This is a genomic window from Streptomyces sp. CBMA29 (genome assembly GCF_014596445.1).
GTDB lineage: Bacteria > Actinomycetota > Actinomycetes > Streptomycetales > Streptomycetaceae > Actinacidiphila.
Genome location: NZ_MECL01000175.1, coordinates 1 through 23,025 on the forward strand (window position 1 = coordinate 1; position 23,025 = coordinate 23,025).

Below are 23,025 nucleotides of genomic sequence, written 5' to 3' on the forward strand. Positions count from 1 at the left end.
CGCCGCCGCGTACACGGCGAACGGCAGGCGGCGGCTGGCCGACGCGCTCGGCGAGGACGCGGCCGTGACGGTCGAGGCGCTGCTGGCCGGTACGCAGGGCCCCGGCAGGTCCGGCGACGGCGCCCTCGCCCTCGACCTGCTCGCGGTGCTCGACGCCCAGCAGTTGGGCATCGAGGAGGCCGCCTCGCTGGTGGAGGCGGTGCCGGACGGCGCCCGGCTGGTGTTCAGCGGCGACGAGCACGCGATGTGGTCGGCGGGACCCGGTATGGCCTTCGCCGACATGCTGGCCGCCAAGTCCTGCCCGCGGGTGGCCTCCCGCACCCCGGACCCCGGCCCGATCGGGGAGCTGGTCTCGCTGATCGGCATCGGCGAACTGGCCCCGGTCGAGGCTCCGGACAAGGAGGTCGTCGTCGTACCCGTGCGCGACCCGCGCGAGGCCGTTCACCGTACGGTGCAGCTCGTCGCCGACTCCGTACCCCGCGCCATCGGCGTACCGGCGGAGCGGACCCAGGTGATCACCCCCGGCCACGGCGGCGCGGTCGGCACCCGCGTGCTCAACGCGGCGCTCAAAGAACGGCTGAATCCCGGCCCCGGCCGCTTCGCCGGTTTCGACCCCGGCGACCGCGTCGTCCACGTGCCGGTCCCCGGCCGTACGCTGCCCGGCACGGTCGTCGGCGCGGAGCCCGACGGACTGCGGCTGGAGTGCGAGGACGGACCGGTGCTGGTGCCGCGCGCGGACGTGGCGACGACCGTACGGCACGCCTGGGCGATCACCGGGCACCAGGCGGCCGGGATGCGCTGGCCGGCGGTCGTGGTGGTCGTACCGGGCGACGCGGGGCCGCTGCTCACCCGGTCCTGGGTCTACACGGCGTTCGCGCGCGGCGAGCGGCACCTGTCGGTCGTCCAGGGCGCGGATCAGGGCCTGGCCCAGGCCGTGGCCGGTCCCCAGGCCGCGCCGCGCACGACCCGGCTGGTGACCGTACTGCGGGAGCTGGCCGCCGACTGACGGGTGCGGCGCGGGCCCCGTACGGCTCATCCGCGGCCCACCCGGCCTGTACGGGACCATCCGCCGTCCACCGGCTCCGGACGCGCCTGGGGGCGGACAGCGCCCGCTGTCCGCCCCCTCCTGGCTCCCGGGTGACCCGGTCAGTCCGGTCAGTCCGGGTCGAGCACGCTCAGCTCGTCGTCGAAGACGGCGCTCACGTCGAAGCGGCAGATGACGAGCTGCGGGTCGGCCTGCTCGAAGGGCGCGTCCAGCCACTCCCCCGGTTCCGCGGCCTCCGGCACGGCCGACACCCATACCGTGGAGTCGCCCTCCTCCAGGCCGAACTCCTTGTGGCGCTGGGCGATCTCGTCCGGCTCGTACTCGCCGAAGATCACCCCGACCGCCGCGTTCACCGTGGCGTCCGCCGCGCCGTCGCCGTCATCGGCCCTTCTGGCCTGCGCGAACAGCCGATCGGGCTCAACGATCGTGTAGTCGCGGCGGATCAGCACACTGATGGCCTCCGGGTCCTCGGGACCGGTGTACTCCGGCAGCGAGTCGCCCGCGGGCACCTCGAAGGGAGTCACCTCGTCATAGGTGTCGTACAGCAACTCGTCATACGACTCGGCGGCCGAAGCCAGCGACTCGAACGCCGCGTAGACGGCGGGATCGTCTTCGCCCGTACGGTTCTCGATCGCCTCGAGGTGGCGGTCCAGCGCGGCCTTGACCGCCTCGACAGCGGCTCGGACCTCGGCAACGGTGGGCTGCACGTCATCAGACATGAGGCAGACGCTATCCGCACCGGGGCGTTGCCCGCACAATAGATGCGATGCCGGAATACGAATTCAGAGAGATGTACGTCGCACGCGGGGTCTCCCGCAAGGACGCGACACGACTGCTCACGGACGAGGCCGAGTACGGGCACTGGGAACTGGACCGGGTGCGCCTCTACCCCGACGGCAGCCGCAGGGTGCGGTTGCGCCGCCGGATCATCCGCCAGGTGCGGGCCACGTGGTGAGACGCGCGACGGTCAGACGCGCGGTCCGCCGGAAACACGGCCCGGCCCCGGAGCGCGGCATACGCGCCTCCGGGGCCGGTTCCGGCGGTTCGGACCACTGGGGTTCCGAACGCCTTCGGACTACTTGTTGACGCAGTAGTTGCCGAAGGCCGGGTTGAGCAGACCGATCACGGAAACCGTGTTGCCGCAGAGGTTCACGGGCACGTGCACGGGGATCTGGATCAGGTTGCCGGACAGCACGCCCGGCGACTGCACAGCGGCGCCCTGGGCGCCGGAGTCGGCGACCGCCAGGCCCGCACCCGCGAGCACGAGACCGCCGGCGACCGCCGCAGTGGCTACGACCTTCTTGATCATTTTCTTCCTCCTGATTGACAAGTGCGGTCCCAGCCGCGGACCACACACGTCGTAACGAAGCCGGAGGAATAGAGCTACGAAAGCACTGGATCATTCACTCGTCCCAGCGATCCGGGCCGCCCGTACTCGTACGGGCGGCCGAAGCGTCAGCAGTTCTCGATGAAACGATCGAGCACCCGGACCCCGAACCGCAGGCCGTCCACCGGCACCCGCTCGTCAACGCCGTGGAACATCCCGGCGAAGTCCAGCTCCGGCGGGAGCTGGAGCGGCGCGAAGCCGAAGCAGCGGATGCCCAGGTCGTCGAAGGACTTCGCGTCGGTGCCGCCGGAGAGCATGTACGGCACGGCGCGCGCGATCGGGTCCTCCGCCTTGAGGGCGAGCTGCATGGCGTCCACCAGGGAGCCGTCGAAGTCCGTCTCCAGCGCCTTGTCGGAGTGCACCGACTCGCGCTTGACGCGCGGGCCGAGGATCCGGTCGAGGTCGGCCAGGAACTCCTCCTCGTAGCCCGGCAGGAAGCGGCCGTCGACGTGGGCGGTGGCCTGCCCGGGGATCACGTTCACCTTGTAGCCGGCGCCGAGCATCGTCGGGGCCGCGGTGTTCCGCAGCGTCGTGCCGATCATCTTGGCCACGCCGCCGAGCTTGGCGAGCGTGGTCTCCATGTCCTCCGGGTCCAGCTCCACCCCGAAGGCGTCCGACAGCTCGTCCAGGAAGCCGCGTACGGACTTGGTGACGCGGACCGGGAACTTGTGCCTGCCGAGCCGCCCGACGGCCTCGCACAGCTCGGTGATCGCGTTGTCGTTGTTGGTCATCGAGCCGTGCCCCGCGGTGCCGTCCACCGTGAGCCGCATCCAGTGCATGCCCTTCTGGGCGGTCTCGATCAGGTACAGCCGCAGGTTCTCGTTGACGGTGAAGGAGAAGCCGCCGACCTCGCCGATCGCCTCCGTCACGCCCTCGAAGAGGTCGGGGTGCTTGTCCACCAGGTGCCGGGCGCCGTACACACCGCCCGCCTCCTCGTCCGCGACGAAGGCGAGCACGATGTCGCGCGGCGGCTTGCGCCCGCCGCGCAGCCGGTCGCGTACGACCGCCAGCGTCATCGCGTCCATGTCCTTCATGTCGACCGCGCCCCGGCCCCACACGCAGCCGTCGGCGATCTCGCCGGAGAACGGGTGGTGCGTCCAGTCGTCCGCGTTGGCCGGGACCACGTCGGTGTGCCCGTGGATCAGCAGCGCGGGCCGTGACCGGTCCTCGCCCTCGATCCGCGCCACCGTGGACGCCCGGCCCTGGTGCGACTCGAAGATCCGCGGTTCGAGGCCGACCTCGGCGAGCTTCTCCGCGACGTACTCCGCCGCCGCCCGCTCCCCCGGCCCCGAGTGGTCGCCGTAGTTGCTGGTGTCGATCCGGATCAGCTCACTGCACAGGTCGACGACCTCGTCCTCGCCCGTGACCGTCCCGTTCTCCGCCCTGCCCGGCCCCGACTCGCTCACGCTGTCTCCTCGCTCGTTGCCTGCCGCGTCCGTCCACCACCCGGGCGACCGCGGCCGATGCCTCCCCCATCCTCCCCCGACACCCCCACCCCGCCCAAGGCTCCCCTCCGGGCCCCGCCCCTGGGCCCCCATCCCGGACCGCATCCCGGACCCCGCGCGCAGCCTCGGTATCGGCCCCCTCGGCCCGCTCCGCGCCCGTGATGGACGTGACCGGATCTTTGCTATGGTTTACCTCGTCGCCACGGCCCATAGGCCGAGGTGACACACCCGGTCCGGGTGGCGGAATGGCAGACGCGCTAGCTTGAGGTGCTAGTGCCCTTTATCGGGCGTGGGGGTTCAAGTCCCCCCTCGGACACATATTCTCTCCTTACAGGGCCGCCTTCGGGCGGCCCTTTTCGGTGTCCGGTGCGCGGCGGCCCCGTAGGGGGTGGAGGGCGGGGCGGGAGTCGTCTCCACCCGTGGTTCCACCCGTGGGTCCAGGTGTTTCGTGGCTGGTCGCAGCAGTCTTGGGGCATGACATCGACCGAGTGGATCACCGACATCGCTCTCCTCCTCGTCGTCTTCCGGCAACTGCGGGAAGGCCGGCTCGACCTCAAGACCTTCCTGATCCCGCTGGGCATCGTGGCGTTCGTCGCCCACTCGTATCTGGACACCATTCCCACCGCGGGCAACGACCTGGTGCTCATCGGAACACTGATGGGCGTCGGCGCCGCACTCGGCATCGCCGGCGGCGTCTACACCCGCATCCGGACCGCCGGCGAGCACATCCTCATCAAGGCCGGCGCCGTCTCCGCGATCTTGTGGGTGGTCGGCATGGGCGCACGGATGGGCTTCCAGTTGTGGACCGAACACGCCGGCGGCGCCCACCAGGTCGCCCGCTTCAGCATCGCCCACCACATCACCAGCGATCAGGCATGGGTCGCGGCCTTCGTCCTCATGGCCCTCACCGAAGTCGTGACACGCCTCGCCACCATCTTCCTCCGCAGCCGCATCCAGCCCACACCCCACACCGCACCCGCCCTCACCCACCGCGCCTGACCGTGCGTTATGTTCTCCCCGTGCCCGCGACAGACAGCCCCCCGCCTCCTGGCAGGACCCTGGCCCAGGAGGCGGGGGCGCGGCAGGTGCCGGGACAGGACCCGTGGATGCAGTGGGCGATGACCCTCGCGGTCATCGCCGCCGGAATCCTGACGATCCGCCCCCTGGGCCTCAGCGGCCGGGGTCTGCTCGTCGCCGTCCTGCTCGTCATCAACTCCTTGGTGCTGCTGGCCCGGCGGCTGCCCGAGGACAGGATTCCCCAGGGCCTCGTTCTTCTCTGGCTGACGGTCGGCATCGCCGCGGCGGTCGCCCTGATCGGCGTCAGCCGCAGCGGAACGGGCTATCTCTTCGCCTTCTTCCTCTCCGGCCACATCGGATACCGGCTGGAGACCAGACCGGCTCTCGTCCTCGCCGGGATCTGCAGTCTGCTCTGCGGCGGGGTGCTGTACTTCCGTCTCGGTCCCGGGCACGACGAGCTGCCCTGGGTGCTCGGCCTGGCCAGCGGCACTCCGGTGCTGGTGGGCATACTCAACCGCAGCCAGCGCCAGGCCGTACGGGCGGTGATCGCGGCGGCCGAGTCGGCGGAACGCGCCGCGCGGGCCGAGGCGCGGACGGCCGCGCTGACCGAGCGCAGCCGGATCGCCAGGGACGTGCACGATGTGCTGGCGCACTCGCTGGCCGGGATCAACATGCAGTTGGAACTGGCCGACGCGCTGCTCGACACCGGGGACCTGGAGAAGGTCAGGGAGGCCAACGACAAGGCCCACGGTCTGGTGAGGGAGAGCCTGAAACAGGCGCAGTGGACCGTACACGCGCTGCGCGAGGACTCGCTGCCGCTGCTGGAGAGCCTGACGGCGATGCTGGAGTCGTCGGGGCACCGCGATGTCCTCACCGTCACCGGGACCGCCCGCGAGGTCCCGGCCCGGGTGGTCCAGAATCTCCTGCGTATCGCCCAGGAGGCGCTGACCAACGCCGCCCGGCACGCTCCCGGCGGCGATGTCGGCGTGGAGCTGACGTACGCCGCCGCGTCGATCACGCTGGCGGTGCGCAACGGCCCCGCCGCCCGCGAGGTGAACGCGGTGGTCGGCAGCGGCATGGGGCTGATCGGAATGCGCGAACGCGTCGCCCTGCTGGGCGGAACGGTGACGGCGGGCCCGGTCACAGCCGGCCCCGACCAGGGCGGCTGGAAGGTGGAAGCAGTGATTCCGGTATGAGCGAACCGACCGGGAAGCCGCAGCGGCTGAGGGTGGTCGTCGCCGACGACCAGGCCGCCGTACGGGAACCGCTCGCCGCGGTGCTCGGGCTGTCCGAGGACATCGACGTCGTCGCGTCCGCCGCGGACGGGAGCCAGGTGCTGGCGGCTGTCGCCGCCGGGCCGGTGGACGTGGTGCTGATGGACCTGCGCATGCCGGTGATGGACGGGATCGAGGCGACCCGGCGGCTCGGCGAGGAGCACCCGGACGTGGCGGTGGTCGTGCTGACCACCTTCGCCGACGACGACTCGATCCTCGGCGCGCTGAGCGCGGGCGCCCGCGGCTATCTGACCAAGAACGCGGGCCGCCAGGACATCATCCGGGCGATCCGTGCCGCCGCCGCCGGGCAGTCCGTGCTCGACCGCGAGGTGCAGAACCGGCTGCTCGCCTCCGTCAGGACCAAGGCCCCGATGGTGGGCCAGGCCCTGCCGGAGGATCTCACACCCCGCGAACGCGAGGTGCTCGCGCTGATCGGCCAGGGCCTGCCCAACCGGGGCATCGCCGAGAAGCTCTTCATCAGCGAGGCCACCGTCAAGACCCACATCAACAACCTCTTCGCCAAGGCCGCGATCCGCGACCGCGCCGACGCCGTCCGCCGCGCCATCGAAGCGGGCCTGACCTGAACCGCGAGGGGGGCCGGGCGGGTTGGCGGGCGGCGAGGGGGGCCGGGCGGGCCACTAACATGTGGGCATGTGGGCGTACCTTCCGGCGGTGTTGTTCTTTCTGGGGTTCTGTGTCGGAGTGCTGCGGGAGCGGCGTCGGTTCAGCAATGCGATTCTGCTCGGGCTTTCACCCGTCTTCGCTCTGGGTGCGTGGCTCTTTGACATAGGCAGGGAACACCCGACGCTGGGCAATGATCTCGGGGTGGCGCTGCTGACGCTCATGGCGGTGGGCGTGGTCGCCATGTCGTGGTTTCTGATGTCCAACGGCGTTGCCATGGTACGCAAAGAGGGCAGAAGCCCCGCCAACCTGCTGTCCCTGCTGGCCGGGTTCGCGCTGCTGGCGCTCATAGCGCTGTTGGTGACCGCGGCGGTGATGCACACCCGCGCACTTCTCGTGGTCGCGGGGACGGCCACCGTCCTCGCGGGCTATGTCGTCTTCCTCTTCCTCTGTTTCATCGTCTACGGGTCGCTCTACGGATGGCTGACCGTCCGGCGCAAGGCCGACTTCGTCGTCGTTCTCGGCTCGGGGCTCATCGGCGGTACCAAGGTGCCGCCGCTGCTGGCCAGCCGCCTCGACCGGGCCCGTACGGTGCACCGCAGGCTCTCGTCCCGCGGCAGGCGGCCGGTGCTGCTCACCTCCGGCGGACAGGGCCCGGACGAGAAGCTGCCGGAGTCGCACGCGATGGCCGACTACCTTGTGGCGCAGGGTTTTCCGGCGGATCTGATCGAACGCGAGGACCGGTCGACGACCACCGAGGAGAATCTGCGATTCAGCAAGTCCATCATGGAGCGGAACAAAGCGGACTACCGCTGCGTCGTCGTCACGAACAACTACCATGTCCTGCGCGCCGCGGTGACCGCGCGGCGGCTGGGCGTCAGAGGACATGTCGTGGGGGCGCCGACCGCCGCGTATTTCTGGCCGAGTGCGACCATCCGCGAATTCGTCGCGATGCTCATGACGTATTGGCGCACCAATCTCACCATCTGCCTCCTAGTTTTCGCGGGAGGCTTCTTCATCTGGTGGCTGAGCTGACCGCCGGACCGGCCCCGCGTCCGCGACGGCCGCTCGCCCGGCGGCACGTCACCGCAGATTCAGCCGCTTCATGACCCGCGGGTCGAGAGCGCCCGCGCGGCGCCGGAAGGCCGAGACGGGGACGCGCCGCAGCTCGGTGGTCTCCAGGTAGCTCTGCCGACCCCGGGCGTCGTCGACGGTGCCCGCGGGAAGCGGTACGACTCCGGGCAGCTCCTCGTGGTGCTGAGAGGTGATCTTGGCGACCCGCGCGGTCCCGCCGCGTACCGAGACGACCAGGCAAGGACGGTCCTTCGAGCCGGCCGTGTCCTCGTACGGCACGTCCGCCCACCACACCTCGCCCCTGCGCGGCGCGGCGCCACCGGCGGACGCACCGCCCGTCCGCCGGGCGGGGGTTCCTCCGCCGCGCCGCAGGCGCCCGCCCGCCACCACGGCGGCCACCAGCGCGACGACGACCACGGCGCCCAGGACGACCCACATCGGCGTGCTCATCGACTTCTCCTCTTCGTGAACGGATGTACGGATGTACGGATATATGTACGGACACATCTGCGGACGGCCGGACCGGCCGACACCTGCCCCGGCCGTGCGCCGCGACAGCGGTGAGTAGTGGCATGCTTGCGCTGTGGATACAGCGAAACTTGAACTGGCCGCGCATCGCTACGCCGAGGCCGAGGACGCCCTCCAGGCGGCGGCGATCGACCTCAAGGCCGAGAGCGCGGCGGTCCTCGCCAGGGGCGGCGACGAACACGAGGTGGCGGACGCCGTCGGCCGCCCGCCCGAGGAGATCCGCGAACTGTGAGCCGCGAGGCGTGAGCCGCCAGTCGTGATCAGCCAGACGTGAGCCGCGAGGCGCCGCTCAGAGCTCGCGCCAGCGCGCGTTGGCCCAGGAGAACAGCCCGAAGGCGATCAGGCCGACCGCGATGAGCACCAGCAGCCACGGGCCGACCGGGGTGTCGGCGAACGAGCGCAGCGTGTCGTCCATGCCCTTGGACTTGCCCGCCTGGTGCTTGACCGCCGCGGCCACGGCGAATCCGCCGGCCGTGGCGAACAGCGCGCCCCGCGCGGTGCCGCCGAACATGCCGAGGAAGTCCACGGCCTGGCGCTGGCGCCGCGACATCCGGCCCATCTTCAGGTGCTTGTGGAACTTGCGCATGAGGGCACGGACCGCGATCCACACACCGGCGCAGAACACGGCGACACCGGCGATGGCGACGATCCACTGGCCGCCCGGCCAGTCGAGCACCTTGGCCGTCACGTCGTCGGTCCTCTTGTCGGTCGACCCGCTGCCGCTGCCCTTCTCGCCGGCCGCGTAGGCGAGCACCGAGTACGAGACGAAGGCGTAGAAGACGCAGCGGCCCGCGGCCATCGCCCGCTTGGTCGGCTTGTCGCCGTCGGGTCCCGCCTGTCCGAAGGCCGCTTCCGACAGCCGCCACAGGGCCATTCCGGCCAGGGCTATCCCCAGCAGCCACAGCAGGACGTCCCCGAACGGCTTGTGCGCGATCTCGGCGAGCGCGCCGCCGCGGTCGGCCTGTTGGCCTCCGGCGTCGGAGAAGGCGATGCGCACCGCCAGTGCGCCCACCAGGACGTAGATCACCCCTCGGGCCGCGAACCCCGCGCGGCCCGCGACGGCGACCGCCTTGCTGTCGGCCGCGCGTCTGGCATTGTGCCGGCCCGTCGATACCGCTGCTTGCGTCTTCACACAGGCCGACTTCCCCGATCGGCGGAGTTGAGGCACCCGCTACGGGACGACGTCCCTCGCGTCCCCCGAACCGTCCTGCGCGGGAAGCGCGACGCCGGGCGCCGGCGGCGGCGCACCGGTTGCCGGACTGGTCGCCGTACCGGCCGGCGAGGGCACGGTCGGCGGGTCGAACCTGACGTCGACGTGCTGGAAGCCCTTGAAGACCTCCGTGGCGGCGTACGAGGTGTACACTTCGCGGTCCGCGCGGCTGAGCACCACATTGTCGGTGAACGCGGTGAGCAGGCTGCGCGGCCAGAGCCGCCGGGCCCGCACCGCCGCCACCTCCGCGGTGAGGACGAAGATCAGCGCGCCGAGGTAGATCCAGGTGATCAGGCCGAGGACGATGCCGAACAGCCCGTACGTGGCCGTCGCCCCGCGCAGCTCGTGCCGGACGTAGTACGTGCCCGCCCACTGCACGAACTGCCAGGCCAGCGCGGCGGCCAGCGCCGTACCCGCCGAGGAGCGCAGCCGTACGGTGCCGACCGTGAAGTAGCGGTACGCGAACAGGAGCAGGCCGGTGTTGACGGCCGTGGACAGTACGGTCGCGGCGATCCGCAGCAGGACGACGGGGTGGATGCCGAACGCGCGCGCGTCCGACGCGAGCGAGGTCAGCGCGGTGGTGGCGGCCAGGCCCACGCCGAAGACCCCCACCACCAGCAGGCTGCGCAGCCGGGAGCGCAGGGGGTTCGGCCGGTCGTGGCGCGGCACGGCCCAGATCTTCAGCAGGGTGTTCTGCGCGGCCTGGGCGACACCGAGGGCGCCGTACAGGCCGCCGATCACACCGGTGGCGACCGCGAGCGTGTTGCCGTGGAACGACTGGACGTTCTCACCGATCTGGTCGCCGATCACCGGGAACTGGTGCAGGGCCGAGTCGACGACCTGCTTCTGGAAGTGCGCGTCGTTGTGCAGCAGGAAGCCGAGCACCGACACCAGGAGCAGCAGCAGGGGGAAGACCGACAGGAAGGCGTAGTAGGCGATCAGCGCCGTGAGGTAGCCGCCCTGGTCCTCGGCGAATTTGTACACCACCGCCAGCGGCAGCCCGAGCCATGTGTGCTCGCGCTGATAGGCGTCGAATCTTCGGACCATGCCCACGATCGCCACCAATTCGTCGTCGTCGGGCCTGCCGCCGCACCTCACGCGGCCTGGTCCCTGTCACGGCGGTTTCCCCGTGAGCGCCGGTACAGACCACGGCTCAGGAGGCGGCAGCGCGGCCGGCCCCGGCCTCAGCGGTGTCCTTGAGGCGGTGGGCCCGGTCGTGGAGGCCCCTGCCCGCGGTTCCCGGTCGGCTGTGCGGTCACAGCCAGCCGCGCTCGCGGGCGAGGCGCGCCGCGACATGGCGGTTCTCGGCGCCGACCTTGGTGGCGGCGGACGACAGGTGGTTGCGTACGGTGCCGACCGAGAGCATGGCGCGGGCGGCGATGTCGGCGACGGGCGCCCCCTCCTCGGCCATGGCGAGCAGTTCCGCCTCGCGGGGCGTCAGCGGGGAGTCGCCCGCGGTGATGGCGTCGGCGGCCAGCTCCTGGTCGACGTAGCGTCCGCCGTCGTGCACGGTACGGATGATGCGGGCGAGCTCTTGCGCGGAGACGGTCTTGGGTACGAAGCCGCGCACGCCCGCGCTCAGGGCGCGCTTGAGCGCCCCGGCCCCGGCGTGGCTGGTCACGATCATCGTCGCGCAGTCGGGGAGTTCGGTGCGCAGGTGTTCCGCGACGCTGATTCCGTCACCGCGCGGCATCTGGAGATCGAGGACGGCGACGTCCGGCCGGTGGGCCCGTGCCATGGCGAGGGCCTCGTCGCCGGAGCCCGCCTCGGCGGCGACGAGGATGTCGTCCTCCAGGGCGAGCAGCGAGGCGAGCGCTCCGCGGATGAGGTGCTCGTCGTCGGCGAGCAGGACCCTGATCATGGTGTTTCCTCCCACGGGACGGTCACGGTCAGGCGGAAGACGCCGGCGGAGCGTTCGCTGGTCGTGAGTGTGCCCTGAAGCTGCGTCAGGCGCTCTTCGAGTCCGGCGAGACCGCTTCCGGCGGGCGGGGTCCCGTCCGCCGTACGGCTTCCCGCCGTGGTGACGGGCCCGCTCCGGTCTCCGGTGTTCCCGGCGCGGTGGCCGCGCCTGCCCCGGTGGTCGCTGCCGTCGTTCTCCACGACCAGCGTGACGGCGCCCTCGCCGGTGTCGCGCAGGGACACCTCGCAGCGGGTCGCGTGCTGCGCGTGGCGCAGCACATTGGTGACGGCCTCGCGGATGACCCAGCCGAGCGCAGCCTGGATGTCGTCCGGGAGGCGGGCGGCGGGACCGTCGCTGATACGGCAGGGAATCCCGGCGGCCTTCAGCACCGCGCGGGCGCCCGCGAGTTCGGTGTGCAGGTCCGCGGTGCGGTATCCGCGCACGACGGAACGGATCTCGCGCTGGCTGTCCTGCGCGATGCGCTGCACCTCGTACATGAGGTCGACGGCCTCGGGGCTGCCGCGTTCCGCGAGCTTGGCGGCCAGTTCGCTCTTGAGCGCCACCACGGCGAGGTTGCGTCCAAGGATGTCGTGCAGGTCGCGGCCGAAGCGCAGGCGTTCCTCGGCCACGGCCAGCCGGGCCTGGGTCCCGCGGGCCGCGGCCAGCTCCTCGATCAGGAGCACGCTCCAGCCGGAGGCCCGCAGGGCGAGGGCCATGAACGGGACGAGGAACAGGCTCCCGCCGACGACCACCGCCAGCGACTCCCCGCGCAGTCCGGTCGCGAAGGCGGCGGCCAGCGAGCCCAGCGTGACGGTCGAGACCAGGGCCGTTCCCGCGCGCAGGGACAGCGCCAGCATGGGCGGGCCCGCGTAGAACATCATCAGCCACAGCAGGTAGGGCGCGAGGTCCTTCCCCTCGACGCGGTCCTTCGCCTGCAACACGCAGCCGACCGCGACGGCGGCGACCGTGACGGCGGTGTAGAGGGCGGCCAGCGGGTAGGGGCGGGGCGCCAGGCCGATGTAGGCGCGGAGTCCGGCGCGGGAGAGCAGTACCTGGACGACGACGTGGGCCGCGCCCAGGACCGCGACCGCGATCCGGAGCGGGCCCACGTCGTTCGTGACGACCCACAGCGTCCACAGGCCCCCCTCGAACAAGGCGAAGCAGGTGAGGGAGTTCAGGGTGTAGCGACGGTAGCGGTCCGTGCCGTGCCGGTGGCCGAGCCACTCCACCCAGCTCTGCACGCTCGCCAGCCCGGCCGTTCCTTTGGGTCCCGTCGTGGTCCCTGTGGTTCCCGCAGTCACCGTCGCCCCTTCGTCCCTTCGTCCTTCGAGTCCTACGGTCCTTCAGTCCTACGGTCCCTCGGTCCTACGGTCCCTCGGTCCTTCGGTCCTTCGAGTCCTACGTTTCCGGCGGCGCGGCGCTCAGTGCCGAGGTTCCCAACGGAACCACTTGCGTACGCCGAGGACGGCCACGCCGATCCACACCAGCGCCGTGAGAGTGAGTCGGAGCTGGTCCGTCCCGTCCACATTCCCCGTCCAGCCGCCGCGCAACAGGTCCATGACCGGGGTGAACGGCAGGAACGCACCGATGCGCGCCATCGTGTCCGGCAGGGTGTCGCGGGGCAGGAACATCCCCGAACCGGCCATGCTCAGCAGCATGAACGGCAGAAACGTCAGTTGGGCGCTCTCAGCCGTCTGGGTGAAGGCGGCGGTGAGCGCGGCGCCCACGACCAGCAGCACGATACCGAGGAGCAGGCCGAGGATCAGCAGGTGGGGCGCTGCCGGGGCGGGCATGTCGAGCAGGACGGCGAGTCCGACGCCGAGCAGCAGGGACTGCGCGATCGCCATCAGGACCGCGGGCAGCGCGCCGCCGGTCAGGATCTCGGCGTCGCGGACCTCTCCCGAGCGGAGCCGCTTGAGGACAAGGCCCTCGCGGCGGGTGACGTACACGCCGACCATGTTGGTGTAGACCGCGAAGAACAGCGCCATGCCCAGGGCGCCCGGCACCAGCACGGTGGCGACGGACAGGCCGGTGCCGCCCAGGTCCAGGCTCTTCACGGCGCTGCGCATGGACACGGCGATGACGCCGGGCAGCACGAGGGCCGTCATCAGGGCGGCCTTGCTGCGGACCAGCAGGATCAGTTCGGCGCGGGCGAGCGCGGCCAGGCGTTCGGTGCTTTTACGGGACCGGCGGGCGCTGTCCGCGGGCGCGGTGGTCGTCGTGGTCGCGGAGGTCATCGCGTCGTCTCCTGGAGGTCGTCGGCTCGGTGCTCGTCCCAGCGGTCAGCTCGGCGGTCGGTACGGTCGCGGTCCCGGTGGTCGAGGTCCTTGGCGATGTCCATGAACGCCTCCTCCAGCGACGCGGAACGGACGTCGAGGCCGGTCAGTTCGACGCCCTGGTCACGGGCCCAGCACAGCAGCTCGGTGGTGGTGTGCTGGAGGTCGCGGGTCTCCAGGCGCATCTTCTGCCCGGTGACGTCGTGTGCGGTGACGCCGATCGACCGCAGCGGCGGCAGGTCGGCGGGGAAGCGGCCCCAGGGCAGTTCGAAGGTGATCCGCGCGGGCCGCTCGGCGACCACGTCCGCGACGCGTCCGGTGCTGGCGATCCGGCCCGCGTGCATGATGGCCAGCCGGTCCGCCAACTGCTCCGCCTCTTCGAGGTAGTGCGTGGTGAGCAGCACCGTGGTGCCCTGCCGCTTCAGCTCTCCGATCAGCTCCCAGGTGTCGTGCCGGGACTGGGCGTCGAGACCGGTGGTGGGCTCGTCGAGGAAGAGCACTTCCGGCCGTCCCAGCAGCGCGAGCGTGAGGTCGAGGCGGCGCCGTTCACCGCCGGAGAGCTGCTTGACCCGGACCCCGCGTCGCTGCTCCAGCCGCGTCAGCTCCAGGGCCTCCGCCACGGGCCGGGCGCCGCTGGTGCAGCCCGCCCACATGCCGACGGTCTCCGCGACGGTCAGCTCGGTGGGGAAGCCGCCCTCCTGGAGCATCACTCCGATCCGGGGCCGCACCGCGGCCCGCTCGCGGTAGGGGTCGGCGCCCAGCACCCGTACCGTTCCCGAACTGGCGGCCGCCTGCCCCTCCAGGATCTCCAGCGTCGAGGTCTTGCCCGCGCCGTTCGTCCCCAGCAGGGCGAACAGTTCGCCCCGCCCCACGCTGATGTCGACGCCGCGTACGGCCTCGAAGCCGCTGTAGCTCCGCCGCAAGCCGGTGGTTTCGATGACTGTGTCCATGTCTCAAGGCTGTCCGCCCGTCGGCGCTTGTGGCCGTGTGGTCTGTCATGACTGTTCATGACGAATGTCATGGGCGGGGGCCCGCACGAACCGGGCGGGGCCGCCGCGCCGCACATCGCTCCGGGCGTCGTCCCCGCCCGTGCGAGGATGCCGCCATGCGGTCACGGCTGCCCCTCGGGGAGAAGTTGCGGGACGAGTTGGGGGCGCCCCGGCGGGGCCGCCGGCTGGGGAGCAGTCCGCGGTCGCGGGTGTGGCGGGCCGAGCTGGCCGGAACTCCCGTGGTCGTCAAGCAACTTGTCGACGCGCCCGAGGCCGACGAGAGGTACGCCCGCGAGGTGGCCGCGCTGCGGCTCGCGGGCCGCGTCGATCCGCGGGTCGTGCCGACGCTGCTGGGCACCGACGCGCGGGAGCGCGTGCTGGTGCTGGAGTACGTGGAGCACCGGCCGCCGCGCGAGGAGTGGATCGTCGACTACGCCGGGGCGCTGGCCCGGCTCCACGCGGCGACCAGCGGCGCTGCGGACGACGGCGACGGCAGCGACGGCGACGGCGACGGCAGCGACGGCAGCGACGGCAGCGACGGCTTGGGCGTACTCGCCGCCTGGTCGGGCCCGGCGCAGGCGGACGTCGGCTCCTTCCTCACGCTCGCCCAGGCCCTCGGCGTCGCCGTACCACCCGCCGTGCGGGGCGAGTTGGACGACCTCGTGGACCGTACGTCGCAGGCGCGGGGCCGCGCCCTGCTGCACGGCGACCCGTGCCCCGGCAACGACATGCACACCGACGACGGCGTCAGGTTCATCGACTTCGAACAGGCCGCGTTGGGTGACGGAATCGTCGAACTCGCCTATCTGCGCGTCGGTTTCCCGACCTGCTGGTGCGTCACCGCCCCCGCTCACCCGCTGCTGGAAGCGGCGGAGGCCACGTATCGCGACGCCTGGCGACGGGCGACGGGAACCGACGTCCAGGGCGATCTCACCGACGCCTGCGCCGGTTGGCTGCTGCGCGGTGACGCGCTGGTGCAGCGGGCCGAGCGCGGAGCCACCGACCACCTGGCCCGGATTCCTCACCAGGACTGGGAGTGGGGCACGGTGACGGCGCGTCAGCGTCTGGTCCACCGTCTCGGCGTCGTCGGCCGCATGACCGCCCAAGAGGGCCGTCTGCCGGCCCTCGGCCACCTGGCTCCCGCGATGCGCGAAGCAATGCTCACGCGCTGGCCCACCCTCCAACCGCCGCCCGCCCGCAGGACGTAGAGAACGACGGCTCGCGCTCCGCCGAGACGCCGATGGGCCCGCCCCGCCGCGCCCGGCGCAGCGCACGGCAACCAGCCTCGCCGTGCCGACAAGGGCCCCCGCCCCCTCGTCGCCGTCATCGGTCCGGCCGTGGGGTCAGGCTGTCGTGGAGGGCTCCGGGGTGTCCTGGGGGAGGGTGACGGCCAGGGCCGCGAGGACGCCGCCGTCGACCGGGATGTCCGTGCCGGTGACGAATCCGGCGCGGGTGCCGGCCAGGAAGGCGATCACCTCGGCGACCTCGCGGGGCTGGGCTATGCGGCCTATCGGGTGGCTGCGGCCCCACTCGCCGAGCAGCCGCCGCACCCCTTCGTCGCTGCCGTCGCTGAACCGGGCCGCCGAGTGGCGCAGCATCGGGGTGTCGACCGAGCCGGGGCAGACCGCGTTGACCCGTACCCCGAAGGGGGCCTCGTCCACGGCCATCGACCGGACCAGCGCGTTCAGCGCGCCCTTCGCCGCCGCGTAGGCCGCCACGTTGGACTGCGCGGCGCGCGACTGCACGGACGAGACCACGACGACGGAGCCGCCGGAGGCGCTGCGCCGCAGGTGGGGCAGGGCGGCGCGGGCGGTCAGGAACACTCCCTTGACGTTGACGGCGAACACCTCGTCCCAGGTCTTCTCGTCGGTGTCGGCGACCGTCCCGTAACGCTGGATGCCCGCGGAGGTCACCAGCACGTCGAGACCGCCGTACTCGCTCACGGTCCGTGCCACCGCCTCGGCGACCGCGTCGGGGTCCGAGACGTCCGCGACGACGGGCAGCGCCCGGCCGCCCGCCTCCGCGATGGCCGCGGCCGTCTTCTCCGTGTCGTCGGCGTCCACACCGCAGACGGCGACAGCGGCGCCCGACGCGGCCAGCAGTTCCGCGGCGGCGCGGCCGATACCGCTCGATCCGCCGGTGACCAGCGCGACGCGACCGGCGTGTTCCTCACTCATACGTTCCCTCTCCAGTCCCACGTTGTTCGCCAACCGGGGCGCCTGCGCGGCCGGATGACCGAAAACTGTTGCCGTCCGAGCTTGCTGCCGACGGCAGGCCCATGTCGTCAGCCCAACGGCATAGTGCAGAAATTGGCGCCGACGCGGAAATTGCGGTCGGCCGCCGGGTCGAAGTCCGCGGGACCGAAGGCCCCGCACTCCAGGAGCGAGGCCAGGTGCTCCTCGGCGTCGTCCCGCGGGTGGTAGCCGATGGCTTCGCCTTCCGAAAGGGACCACCACCGGCGGGTGTTGCGGGAGATGCCCCACAGCATCCGGAATCCGGCGGGCTCCGCGCGCAGACACGCCTCCATCAGCCGGGCCGCGTCGTCCGGCGACAGCCAGGCGGCCAGATCCTCAGGAGCGAGCGGGCGCGGCCGGAAGGCGCCGATCCGCAGGCAGGTGACGTCGATGCCGAAGCGGCTCCGGTAGAGCGCGCCGAGCGCTTCCACCGCGGCCTTCCCCGCGCCGTAGTAGGTGTCGGGGCGCGGGGCGATGTCCGCGGGCAGCTCGGCGCGCTCAGCGGCGGGGGTCCCTGCGGCGGCGCCATCCTCGCGTACGGGCACGGCGTCGTCCCGCGTACGGAATCCCGCCGCGTGGATGCTGGAGGCGAGCACCACCCGCGGCACGCCCTGGCGGCGCGCGGCCTCCAGCACTCGCCGCGTGCCGTCGATGTTGATCTCCTGGATGCGCTCCCAGGGCGCTTCCCCGGCCAGTCCCCCGAGGTGGAGCACCGCGTCGACGCCCTGGCAGGCGGCGTCCATCGCGTCCGGGTCGGTGAACGAGGCCCGTACGGTCTCCACGTCCTCGCCCGGCGCGGGCGGCTCGATCTCGGCGATGTCCAGGAGCCGGAGTGTGCGTCCCGGCCGCGCCATGCGCGGGCGCAGCGCCCGGCCGATGCGGCCCGCGGCCCCGGTGACGAGAATGCGCTGCGCCGTCACCATGTCCGCTCCAACGGGTCCATGGAGTCGGGTAGTTGGGCGGGCGGGCGCTGTTCGTCGTAGGGCCGCGGGGTCGCGGAGGCGGGTGCGTACGGCGGCTGGTTGTAGGTGTGGTGGCGGCGGAAGGCGACGTCGACCGGCGGATTCCAGTGCCGCCAGCTGCCGGGGTCGGTGTCGACGGGGGGCGACGTGGGGCCGGTACCGTTTCCGTTCTCGGCGGCCACCGCGTACTCCAGGACGGGTGCCGGTCCCGGCCTCCCGTTACCGCGAGCGCTGTCCGATCCATCCGATCCGTGCGACCTGTCCGAACCGTCCGACCCGCGCGGATCGCCGGTCGCCGGTACGACACCGGGCACGCGGTCGACGTACGCGAAGGCCGTGCCCGCGAAGACCTCACGGTAGTCGGCCTCGCCCTGGCGCCGCCGGTACAGCCGGTACCGTCCGGCGCCCAGTACCTCGCCCCAACTGACGCTCACCGCACCGTCGTTGAGCCTGACCTTCAGACCGTCCGGCGGCTCCGGTGCCCGGTCGGTCGCGTAGACCGGGTAGTCGGCGCCGGGAAGGCCCTGCCGGTCGGTGTTCCTCGCGGCGACCCTGACGTGGTACTTCACGCCGTCGGACAGTCCGCTCAGCAGTCCGGGGCTGTCGGCGGCGGTGACGGCCGGTGCCCAGGTCAGACCGCCGTCCGTACTGATTTCGAGCAGGTAGGAGTCGGCCGCGGCGACGGCGGTGAAGTGCACGACGGCGCCGCCGGGGACGGTCTCGGTACGGGTCACCCGCGGCGGTACCGGTTCCGGGCGGCGCGCGGTCGACTCCCACGCGTGGCGGCCCCGTGGGAGTGCCAGCCGCACGGTGTCATGCGTCCGGCCGAGCGGGCGCAGGGGCGCGCCGTCCACGGAGAAGTCCGCCGCGGTGTCGAGCCCGGCAGGCAGGCGCAGGGTGATCTCGGTGTCCGTCCGCGCGTCGTACGTGCCGCGCAGTTCCGTGGGGTGGAGGTATCCGAGACTGATGCCCAGGTCGCGGTCGTCGGTCGTCAGCAGGACGTCCGGGGTGCCGATGGCGGTGCCGTGAAAGAGCGTCAGTTCGCGCCGCCCGCTCTCGAAGAGCCGGATCGTGCCCGCCGTCCCCGTGAACCGCAGCCCGTCCTCGGCGAATTCGACGGCGGCCGGTTCGTAGGGCCTCGCGGACTGGTGGCGGAAGACGAGGTCGAGGCTGTGCGGGGTGCGGATCCTGGCGCCCCAGGGCGTGCTGGCCGCGGGGTCGACCACCAGGTCGTCGCGGTGGCTGACGACCGCGAGCGTGTTGCCGTCGGACCCGTCGGCGCGGCCTTCGAGGCGTACACCGTGCGTGACGTCGGTGGCGAAGGCGCCCCCGAGCGCGCCGGCCTCCCGTACCGCGCCGCCCTGACCTGCCGCGCCGCCCTCCCCCACCGCGCCGTCCTCGCGCACACCGCGCACGAGGTGGATGAACGGCATCCGCTCGGGCAGGTGGGTGTAACTGTTGGCGTCGTGCCCGGTGGCCTCGGTGAGCACCGACCAGGTCCACACCATGCGTTGGTTGGGCGCGAAGGAGTCGTAGGTGACGAGGTAGTCGCTGCCGACGAGCAGCACGCTGCGGCCGAGGTACAGGTCGCCGACCGGACCGTCGGGATCGGGGACGATCTCCGCGTACTGCGCGCCGCCCAGGTCGTACATCGGCCGGTCGAGGGTGTGGCAGCCGATGCCGCGGAAAGCGCCGTCCTTCCAGACCGCGCAGGACGTCGCGAAGGTCGCGTCCGGCACGCGGCGGTCCCCGGCGTCCTCGGGGCCGTGGCCGCTGTAGGAAGCGCCCGCCGCGTAGTAGTAGAGGTGGCCGCTCCCGTTGTCGTCGGCGATGCCCCAGCGGTAGTTGGGGCCGCGGTCCACCTGCTGGAGGAAGACGGCGACCTCGCCCGGCCGGTCGACGTCGGCGCGCAGCGTGATCCCGTATCCGGTGTATTTGGCGCTGCGCAGCCGGGGGTTGGTGCCGGGGTTGCCCTCGGTGCGCACGGTGACGCGCCAGGGGTCGGGTGCGTGGTGCGGGCTGTCCAGGCGCCGGGCGGCGGGATCGCTGCCCCACAACAGGTGTTCGGCAACGAGGGGGCGGTAGCGGTGCAGGGTCTCGCCGAGCAGCCGCATCTCGATGGGAGGGCGGCGCGGCCAGTAGGCGTGCGCGCCTTGCGCGGGGTGCAGCCGCCGCATGTCGCCGGTACCGGTCACGTCGACCGGCGCGGTCAGCGCGTTGACCAACCAGTCGCCGAGGGCGGCGAGTTCGGGGGTGACGGCCCGGTTGCGGCCGTCAACCTCCCGCGCCAGGTGGTTGCCCTGGCCGAGGGGCCGCAGATACGCCCATACGTACGTGGCCAGGCTCTCGGTCCAACGGCCGGGCCGGGCGCGGCGGGAGGGCAGCGCCGGGCGGGTGTGGAACACGCCGGACAGCTCGGCGAACCGCTCGAACTGGTCCAGCCACTCCCCCGCCGCCTCGTGCTCGGGGAAGAGCCAGGCCAGGCAGGCCAGCGCCGCCTTGCCGTCGGCCATGAAGTTGGGGTGGCCGCCCGCCATCCGCAGCAGCGGGCCGATCTCCTCGCCCGCCGAGACGTATCCGGTCAGCAGGAGCAGGGCGTCCACGCGCTCATGCTCGGCGCTGTCGAGCTGTCCGGCGAACCGGTCGTAGCCGTCCAGCAGCCGGTCGTAGAGCGGGCGTTGGCCGATGTTGAGATAGCCCGCGACGTCGTTGACCCCGTGGGCGATCAGCCGGGGTCCCTCGGGGCCGGCCAGCAGGGCGTCGGCGAACTCCCGCGCGCTGCCGAACTCGCCCTCCCGGCACAGCGGTTCCGGCCGCTTGCCGGTGTAGGTGAGCTTCCAGTCCTTGACCCGGTCGAGGCTGAGCGTGCCCTGCCAGTGCTGGAGGTGGCGGACGTACGTGGACTGGTAGGCCGTCGACCGCTGCGCGCGCAGGACCTCCAGGTCGCGCTCGTGGTCGTAGAAGGCGATGCCGGTGCTGCGGGCGCCGGTGCGCAGCGGCCAGGTCCAGCGCAGGACGCCGTCGTGGCGGAAGCGGATCCGGAGGGTGTCGGCCGACGCCCACGAGGCGTACGCACGGTCGTCCCACCGGCTGTGGTCGCGGACGAACACGCCCATGGCGTCGCGCTGTTCGGCGTCCCAGAAGGCGGCGTGCGGCCGGATGTCCCATGCGAAGCTCGGGGCGTAGGGGCCGACGGTGAAGGCCATGTCGGTCCCGGGGTGCTCCCTGCCGCCCGGCCCGGAGAAGGACGGGTCCTCGCCGCAGTCGCCGACGACGACGGGCTCGTCGATGCCGAGCCAGTGGTACAGCTCGGGCGAACCGGGGTCGGCGTGGTCGGCGGCGGACTGCGAGAGCGGCCAGGCGGAGGAGAACCGGTGAGTGGGCGTGCACCCCTCCCAGTCCAGCTCCCACGCCATCGCGGTCGCGGTCGTCGTCGCAGACGCGTCCAACGACACCATCTCCTCGGACAGTTCGAGGAAGTCGCAGTCCCGCAGCACCCGGACGGTCGCGGTGTAGCGGGCGCCGCCGGTGAAGGCGTACGTGAGGACGTGGGTCGCGAACAGTGGTCCGGCCTCGGTGAGTTGGACGTCGAGGCGGTCCAGCCGCTCGGCGCCGCAGCGCAGTACGGATCTGCCGACCCAGCCGTGCCCGCGGTCGAGCTGCCGGACCGGCCCCGGCACGTCCCCGGCGGCGAACCGGCCGGCGGACGGCAGCCGGACCCGCAGGGCCCCGCCGTCGACCACGATGCCGTCGCCGTCCTCGGTGACCTCGACCGGCCCCGCGCCCCGCGCCGGTGGCAGCGTCCCGTCCGCCCGCAGCGTGAACTCGTGCCGGGCGCCGGGCGCGAGGCCGGCGAAGAAGCAGACAGCGGCGGACGTCAGGAACGCGTCGTCGCCCGCCGAGTCCGTGGTCACCTCGGAGAGTTGGAAGGGCACCGGCGCGCCGGACGCGTCGAGCAGCCGCAGTTGTCCGGCGCGCACCGAGGGCGCCGCCCACCGCACCGGGTAGTGCAGCAGGGTCCGGGGCCAGGCGAAGTCCGGGTGGTCGAGGGGGTCTCCGAGCACGAACCGCACCTCGTCGCCGTCCGCCGGCCAGTGCGTGACGGCGGACGTCACGATCCCCCTCCCACTTCGGCGCCCCCGGCGCCCGACGAGCCGGGCGCGACACCCTGCGTGCCGAACGCCGCGCCGCCCGCGACGCCTTCGACGAGGTAGCGCTGGAGCAGGATGAACAGCAGCATGATGGGCGCCGCGACGATGAAGGTGCCCGCGGCGATCAGCGGCCAGTTCTGCGAGTACTCGCCGAAGAACGAGTACAGCCCCCGGGTGACCGGCCACAGCGCGGAGTCCGACAGCATCACCAGCGGCAGGATCAGGTTGTTCCAGGCGTGCACGAAGCCGAAGATCGCGAACGTGGCCAGGGCCGGTTTCATCTGCGGAATGATGATGGTGAAGATGAACCGGATGTAGCCGCAGCCGTCGAGCGCCGCCGCCTCGTCGATCTCGCGCGGGATGCCCTTGATGTAGCCGACGAAGAAGAAGAACCCCGCGCCGGACAGGCTGGTCAGGATCAGGTAGCCGACCATGCTGTTGTACAGGCCCAGCGTCCTGGCCTCGATGAACAGCGGGATCAGGCCGCCGGGCAGGAAGCCGGAGAAGATGAAGAAGGTGTACAGCCCGTTGGAGTATTTGAAGTAGCCGCGGGAGATGGGGAAGGCCAGGAAGACACCGAGGATCAGGGTGACGACGTCGGGGATGACCGCGTAGACCAGGCTGTTGATCATCTGCCGCCCGAAGTGCCCCTGGCTCCAGGCCGCGGAGAAGCTCTCGGTGGTCCACGGGTGCGGCATCCCGGTGGGGTTCTGGAGGAATCCGGTGTATGTCTTGAACGCCTGGAGCAGGACGTAGACCAGCGGCAGGGCGAAGAGTCCGGCCGCGATGGCGAAGCACAGCAGATTCAGCCCCGCCGCCTTGGTGGTCTTCGCCGACATCAGCCGTTGCAGCCGGGTCGGCGTCGCGGGCGGATTCGGAGCGCTGGAAGGGGACTTGGCTGTCTGTGCCATC

At 72.0% G+C, this 23,025-nt stretch carries 22 protein-coding genes and 1 tRNA gene; 9 read left to right on the forward strand and 14 right to left on the reverse strand.

Annotated elements, in window-relative coordinates:
- A partial coding sequence (locus BGM09_RS22685) for an ATP-dependent RecD-like DNA helicase (RefSeq protein WP_188283516.1) occupies positions 1-1,006 on the forward strand: 1,006 nt, incomplete at its 5' end.
- 149 nt (positions 1,007-1,155) lie between these two features.
- Here the strand turns inward: BGM09_RS22685 and BGM09_RS22690 are convergent.
- On the reverse strand, positions 1,156-1,764 hold the full coding sequence (locus tag BGM09_RS22690) for a hypothetical protein (protein ID WP_188283517.1): 609 nt from the start codon (positions 1,762-1,764) through the stop codon (positions 1,156-1,158).
- 47 nt (positions 1,765-1,811) lie between these two features.
- On the opposite strand from BGM09_RS22690, the gene BGM09_RS22695 reads away from it, so the two are divergent.
- On the forward strand, positions 1,812-2,000 hold the full coding sequence (locus BGM09_RS22695) for a DUF5703 family protein (protein ID WP_188283518.1): 189 nt from the start codon (positions 1,812-1,814) through the stop codon (positions 1,998-2,000).
- A 120-nt stretch (positions 2,001-2,120) separates the two neighbouring features.
- On the opposite strand, the gene BGM09_RS22700 is transcribed toward BGM09_RS22695, so the two are convergent.
- Complete coding sequence (locus BGM09_RS22700; protein WP_188283519.1) at positions 2,121-2,354, reverse strand: chaplin; 234 nt, start codon at positions 2,352-2,354, stop codon at positions 2,121-2,123.
- A gap of 146 nt (positions 2,355-2,500) precedes the next feature.
- Positions 2,501-3,838, reverse strand: coding sequence for a M20/M25/M40 family metallo-hydrolase (locus tag BGM09_RS22705; protein ID WP_188283520.1), 1,338 nt, complete (start codon positions 3,836-3,838; stop codon positions 2,501-2,503).
- A gap of 270 nt (positions 3,839-4,108) precedes the next feature.
- Between BGM09_RS22705 and BGM09_RS22710 the strand changes: the two genes are divergently transcribed.
- From BGM09_RS22710 to BGM09_RS22730, 5 genes are all read left to right on the forward strand, one after another.
- Positions 4,109-4,193, forward strand: a tRNA-Leu gene (locus tag BGM09_RS22710).
- Between the two features lie 158 nt (positions 4,194-4,351).
- A complete protein-coding gene (locus tag BGM09_RS22715) occupies positions 4,352-4,876 on the forward strand; it encodes a hypothetical protein (protein ID WP_188283521.1) in 525 nt (174 codons plus the stop codon).
- A 107-nt stretch (positions 4,877-4,983) separates the two neighbouring features.
- Positions 4,984-6,090 carry a histidine kinase gene (locus BGM09_RS22720; RefSeq protein ID WP_188283566.1) on the forward strand — a complete coding sequence of 369 codons (1,107 nt, stop codon included), beginning with the start codon at positions 4,984-4,986 and terminating at the stop codon, positions 6,088-6,090.
- Positions 6,087-6,752: a response regulator gene (locus BGM09_RS22725; RefSeq protein ID WP_188283522.1), complete on the forward strand. Its 666-nt coding sequence runs from the start codon at positions 6,087-6,089 to the stop codon at positions 6,750-6,752. Before BGM09_RS22720 ends, BGM09_RS22725 begins: the two co-directional genes overlap by 4 nt.
- A gap of 67 nt (positions 6,753-6,819) precedes the next feature.
- Positions 6,820-7,824: a YdcF family protein gene (locus BGM09_RS22730; protein WP_188283523.1), complete on the forward strand. Its 1,005-nt coding sequence runs from the start codon at positions 6,820-6,822 to the stop codon at positions 7,822-7,824.
- Between the two features lie 48 nt (positions 7,825-7,872).
- Here BGM09_RS22730 and BGM09_RS22735 read toward each other — a convergent pair whose 3' ends face one another.
- Positions 7,873-8,313, reverse strand: coding sequence for a type II toxin-antitoxin system PemK/MazF family toxin (locus BGM09_RS22735; RefSeq protein ID WP_188283524.1), 441 nt, complete (start codon positions 8,311-8,313; stop codon positions 7,873-7,875).
- Positions 8,314-8,446: 133 nt separating this feature from the next.
- Between BGM09_RS22735 and BGM09_RS22740 the strand changes: the two genes are divergently transcribed.
- Positions 8,447-8,623 (forward strand): hypothetical protein, encoded by a 177-nt coding sequence (locus BGM09_RS22740; protein WP_188283525.1) that lies wholly within the window; start codon positions 8,447-8,449, stop codon positions 8,621-8,623.
- 57 nt (positions 8,624-8,680) lie between these two features.
- Here BGM09_RS22740 and BGM09_RS22745 read toward each other — a convergent pair whose 3' ends face one another.
- The 6 genes from BGM09_RS22745 to BGM09_RS22770 all read right to left on the reverse strand — a co-directional run bounded on the left by BGM09_RS22745 (position 8,681) and on the right by BGM09_RS22770 (position 14,727).
- Positions 8,681-9,523, reverse strand: coding sequence for a DUF1206 domain-containing protein (locus BGM09_RS22745; RefSeq protein ID WP_188283526.1), 843 nt, complete (start codon positions 9,521-9,523; stop codon positions 8,681-8,683).
- A gap of 39 nt (positions 9,524-9,562) precedes the next feature.
- Positions 9,563-10,648, reverse strand: a complete 1,086-nt coding sequence (locus tag BGM09_RS22750; RefSeq protein WP_223187449.1) for a YihY/virulence factor BrkB family protein — start codon at positions 10,646-10,648, stop codon at positions 9,563-9,565.
- Between the two features lie 208 nt (positions 10,649-10,856).
- Positions 10,857-11,462: a DNA-binding response regulator gene (locus BGM09_RS22755; protein WP_188283527.1), complete on the reverse strand. Its 606-nt coding sequence runs from the start codon at positions 11,460-11,462 to the stop codon at positions 10,857-10,859.
- On the reverse strand, positions 11,459-12,802 hold the full coding sequence (locus BGM09_RS22760; RefSeq protein WP_317452842.1) for a sensor histidine kinase: 1,344 nt from the start codon (positions 12,800-12,802) through the stop codon (positions 11,459-11,461). Before BGM09_RS22760 ends, BGM09_RS22755 begins: the two co-directional genes overlap by 4 nt.
- Positions 12,803-12,922: 120 nt before the next feature.
- Positions 12,923-13,738 carry an ABC transporter permease gene (locus BGM09_RS22765; protein WP_188283528.1) on the reverse strand — a complete coding sequence of 272 codons (816 nt, stop codon included), beginning with the start codon at positions 13,736-13,738 and terminating at the stop codon, positions 12,923-12,925.
- Positions 13,735-14,727: an ABC transporter ATP-binding protein gene (locus BGM09_RS22770; protein WP_188283529.1), complete on the reverse strand. Its 993-nt coding sequence runs from the start codon at positions 14,725-14,727 to the stop codon at positions 13,735-13,737. Before BGM09_RS22770 ends, BGM09_RS22765 begins: the two co-directional genes overlap by 4 nt.
- A gap of 155 nt (positions 14,728-14,882) precedes the next feature.
- Here BGM09_RS22770 and BGM09_RS22775 point away from each other — a divergent pair, with 155 nt between their 5' ends.
- Positions 14,883-15,974: an aminoglycoside phosphotransferase family protein gene (locus BGM09_RS22775; protein ID WP_188283530.1), complete on the forward strand. Its 1,092-nt coding sequence runs from the start codon at positions 14,883-14,885 to the stop codon at positions 15,972-15,974.
- Between the two features lie 135 nt (positions 15,975-16,109).
- Here BGM09_RS22775 and BGM09_RS22780 read toward each other — a convergent pair whose 3' ends face one another.
- The 4 genes from BGM09_RS22780 to BGM09_RS22795 form a co-directional block, all read right to left on the reverse strand.
- A complete protein-coding gene (locus tag BGM09_RS22780) occupies positions 16,110-16,943 on the reverse strand; it encodes an SDR family NAD(P)-dependent oxidoreductase (protein ID WP_188283531.1) in 834 nt (277 codons plus the stop codon).
- Between the two features lie 107 nt (positions 16,944-17,050).
- The gene (locus BGM09_RS22785) at positions 17,051-17,923 is read right to left on the reverse strand and encodes an NAD-dependent epimerase/dehydratase family protein (RefSeq protein WP_188283532.1); all 873 of its coding nucleotides are present in this window, start codon (positions 17,921-17,923) and stop codon (positions 17,051-17,053) included.
- Positions 17,917-22,077, reverse strand: a complete 4,161-nt coding sequence (locus BGM09_RS22790; protein ID WP_188283533.1) for a hypothetical protein — start codon at positions 22,075-22,077, stop codon at positions 17,917-17,919. The genes BGM09_RS22785 and BGM09_RS22790 overlap by 7 nt, the downstream gene beginning before the upstream one ends.
- Positions 22,074-23,024, reverse strand: a complete 951-nt coding sequence (locus BGM09_RS22795; RefSeq protein WP_223187450.1) for a carbohydrate ABC transporter permease — start codon at positions 23,022-23,024, stop codon at positions 22,074-22,076. The genes BGM09_RS22790 and BGM09_RS22795 overlap by 4 nt, the downstream gene beginning before the upstream one ends.
- Position 23,025 lies beyond the last annotated feature (1 nt).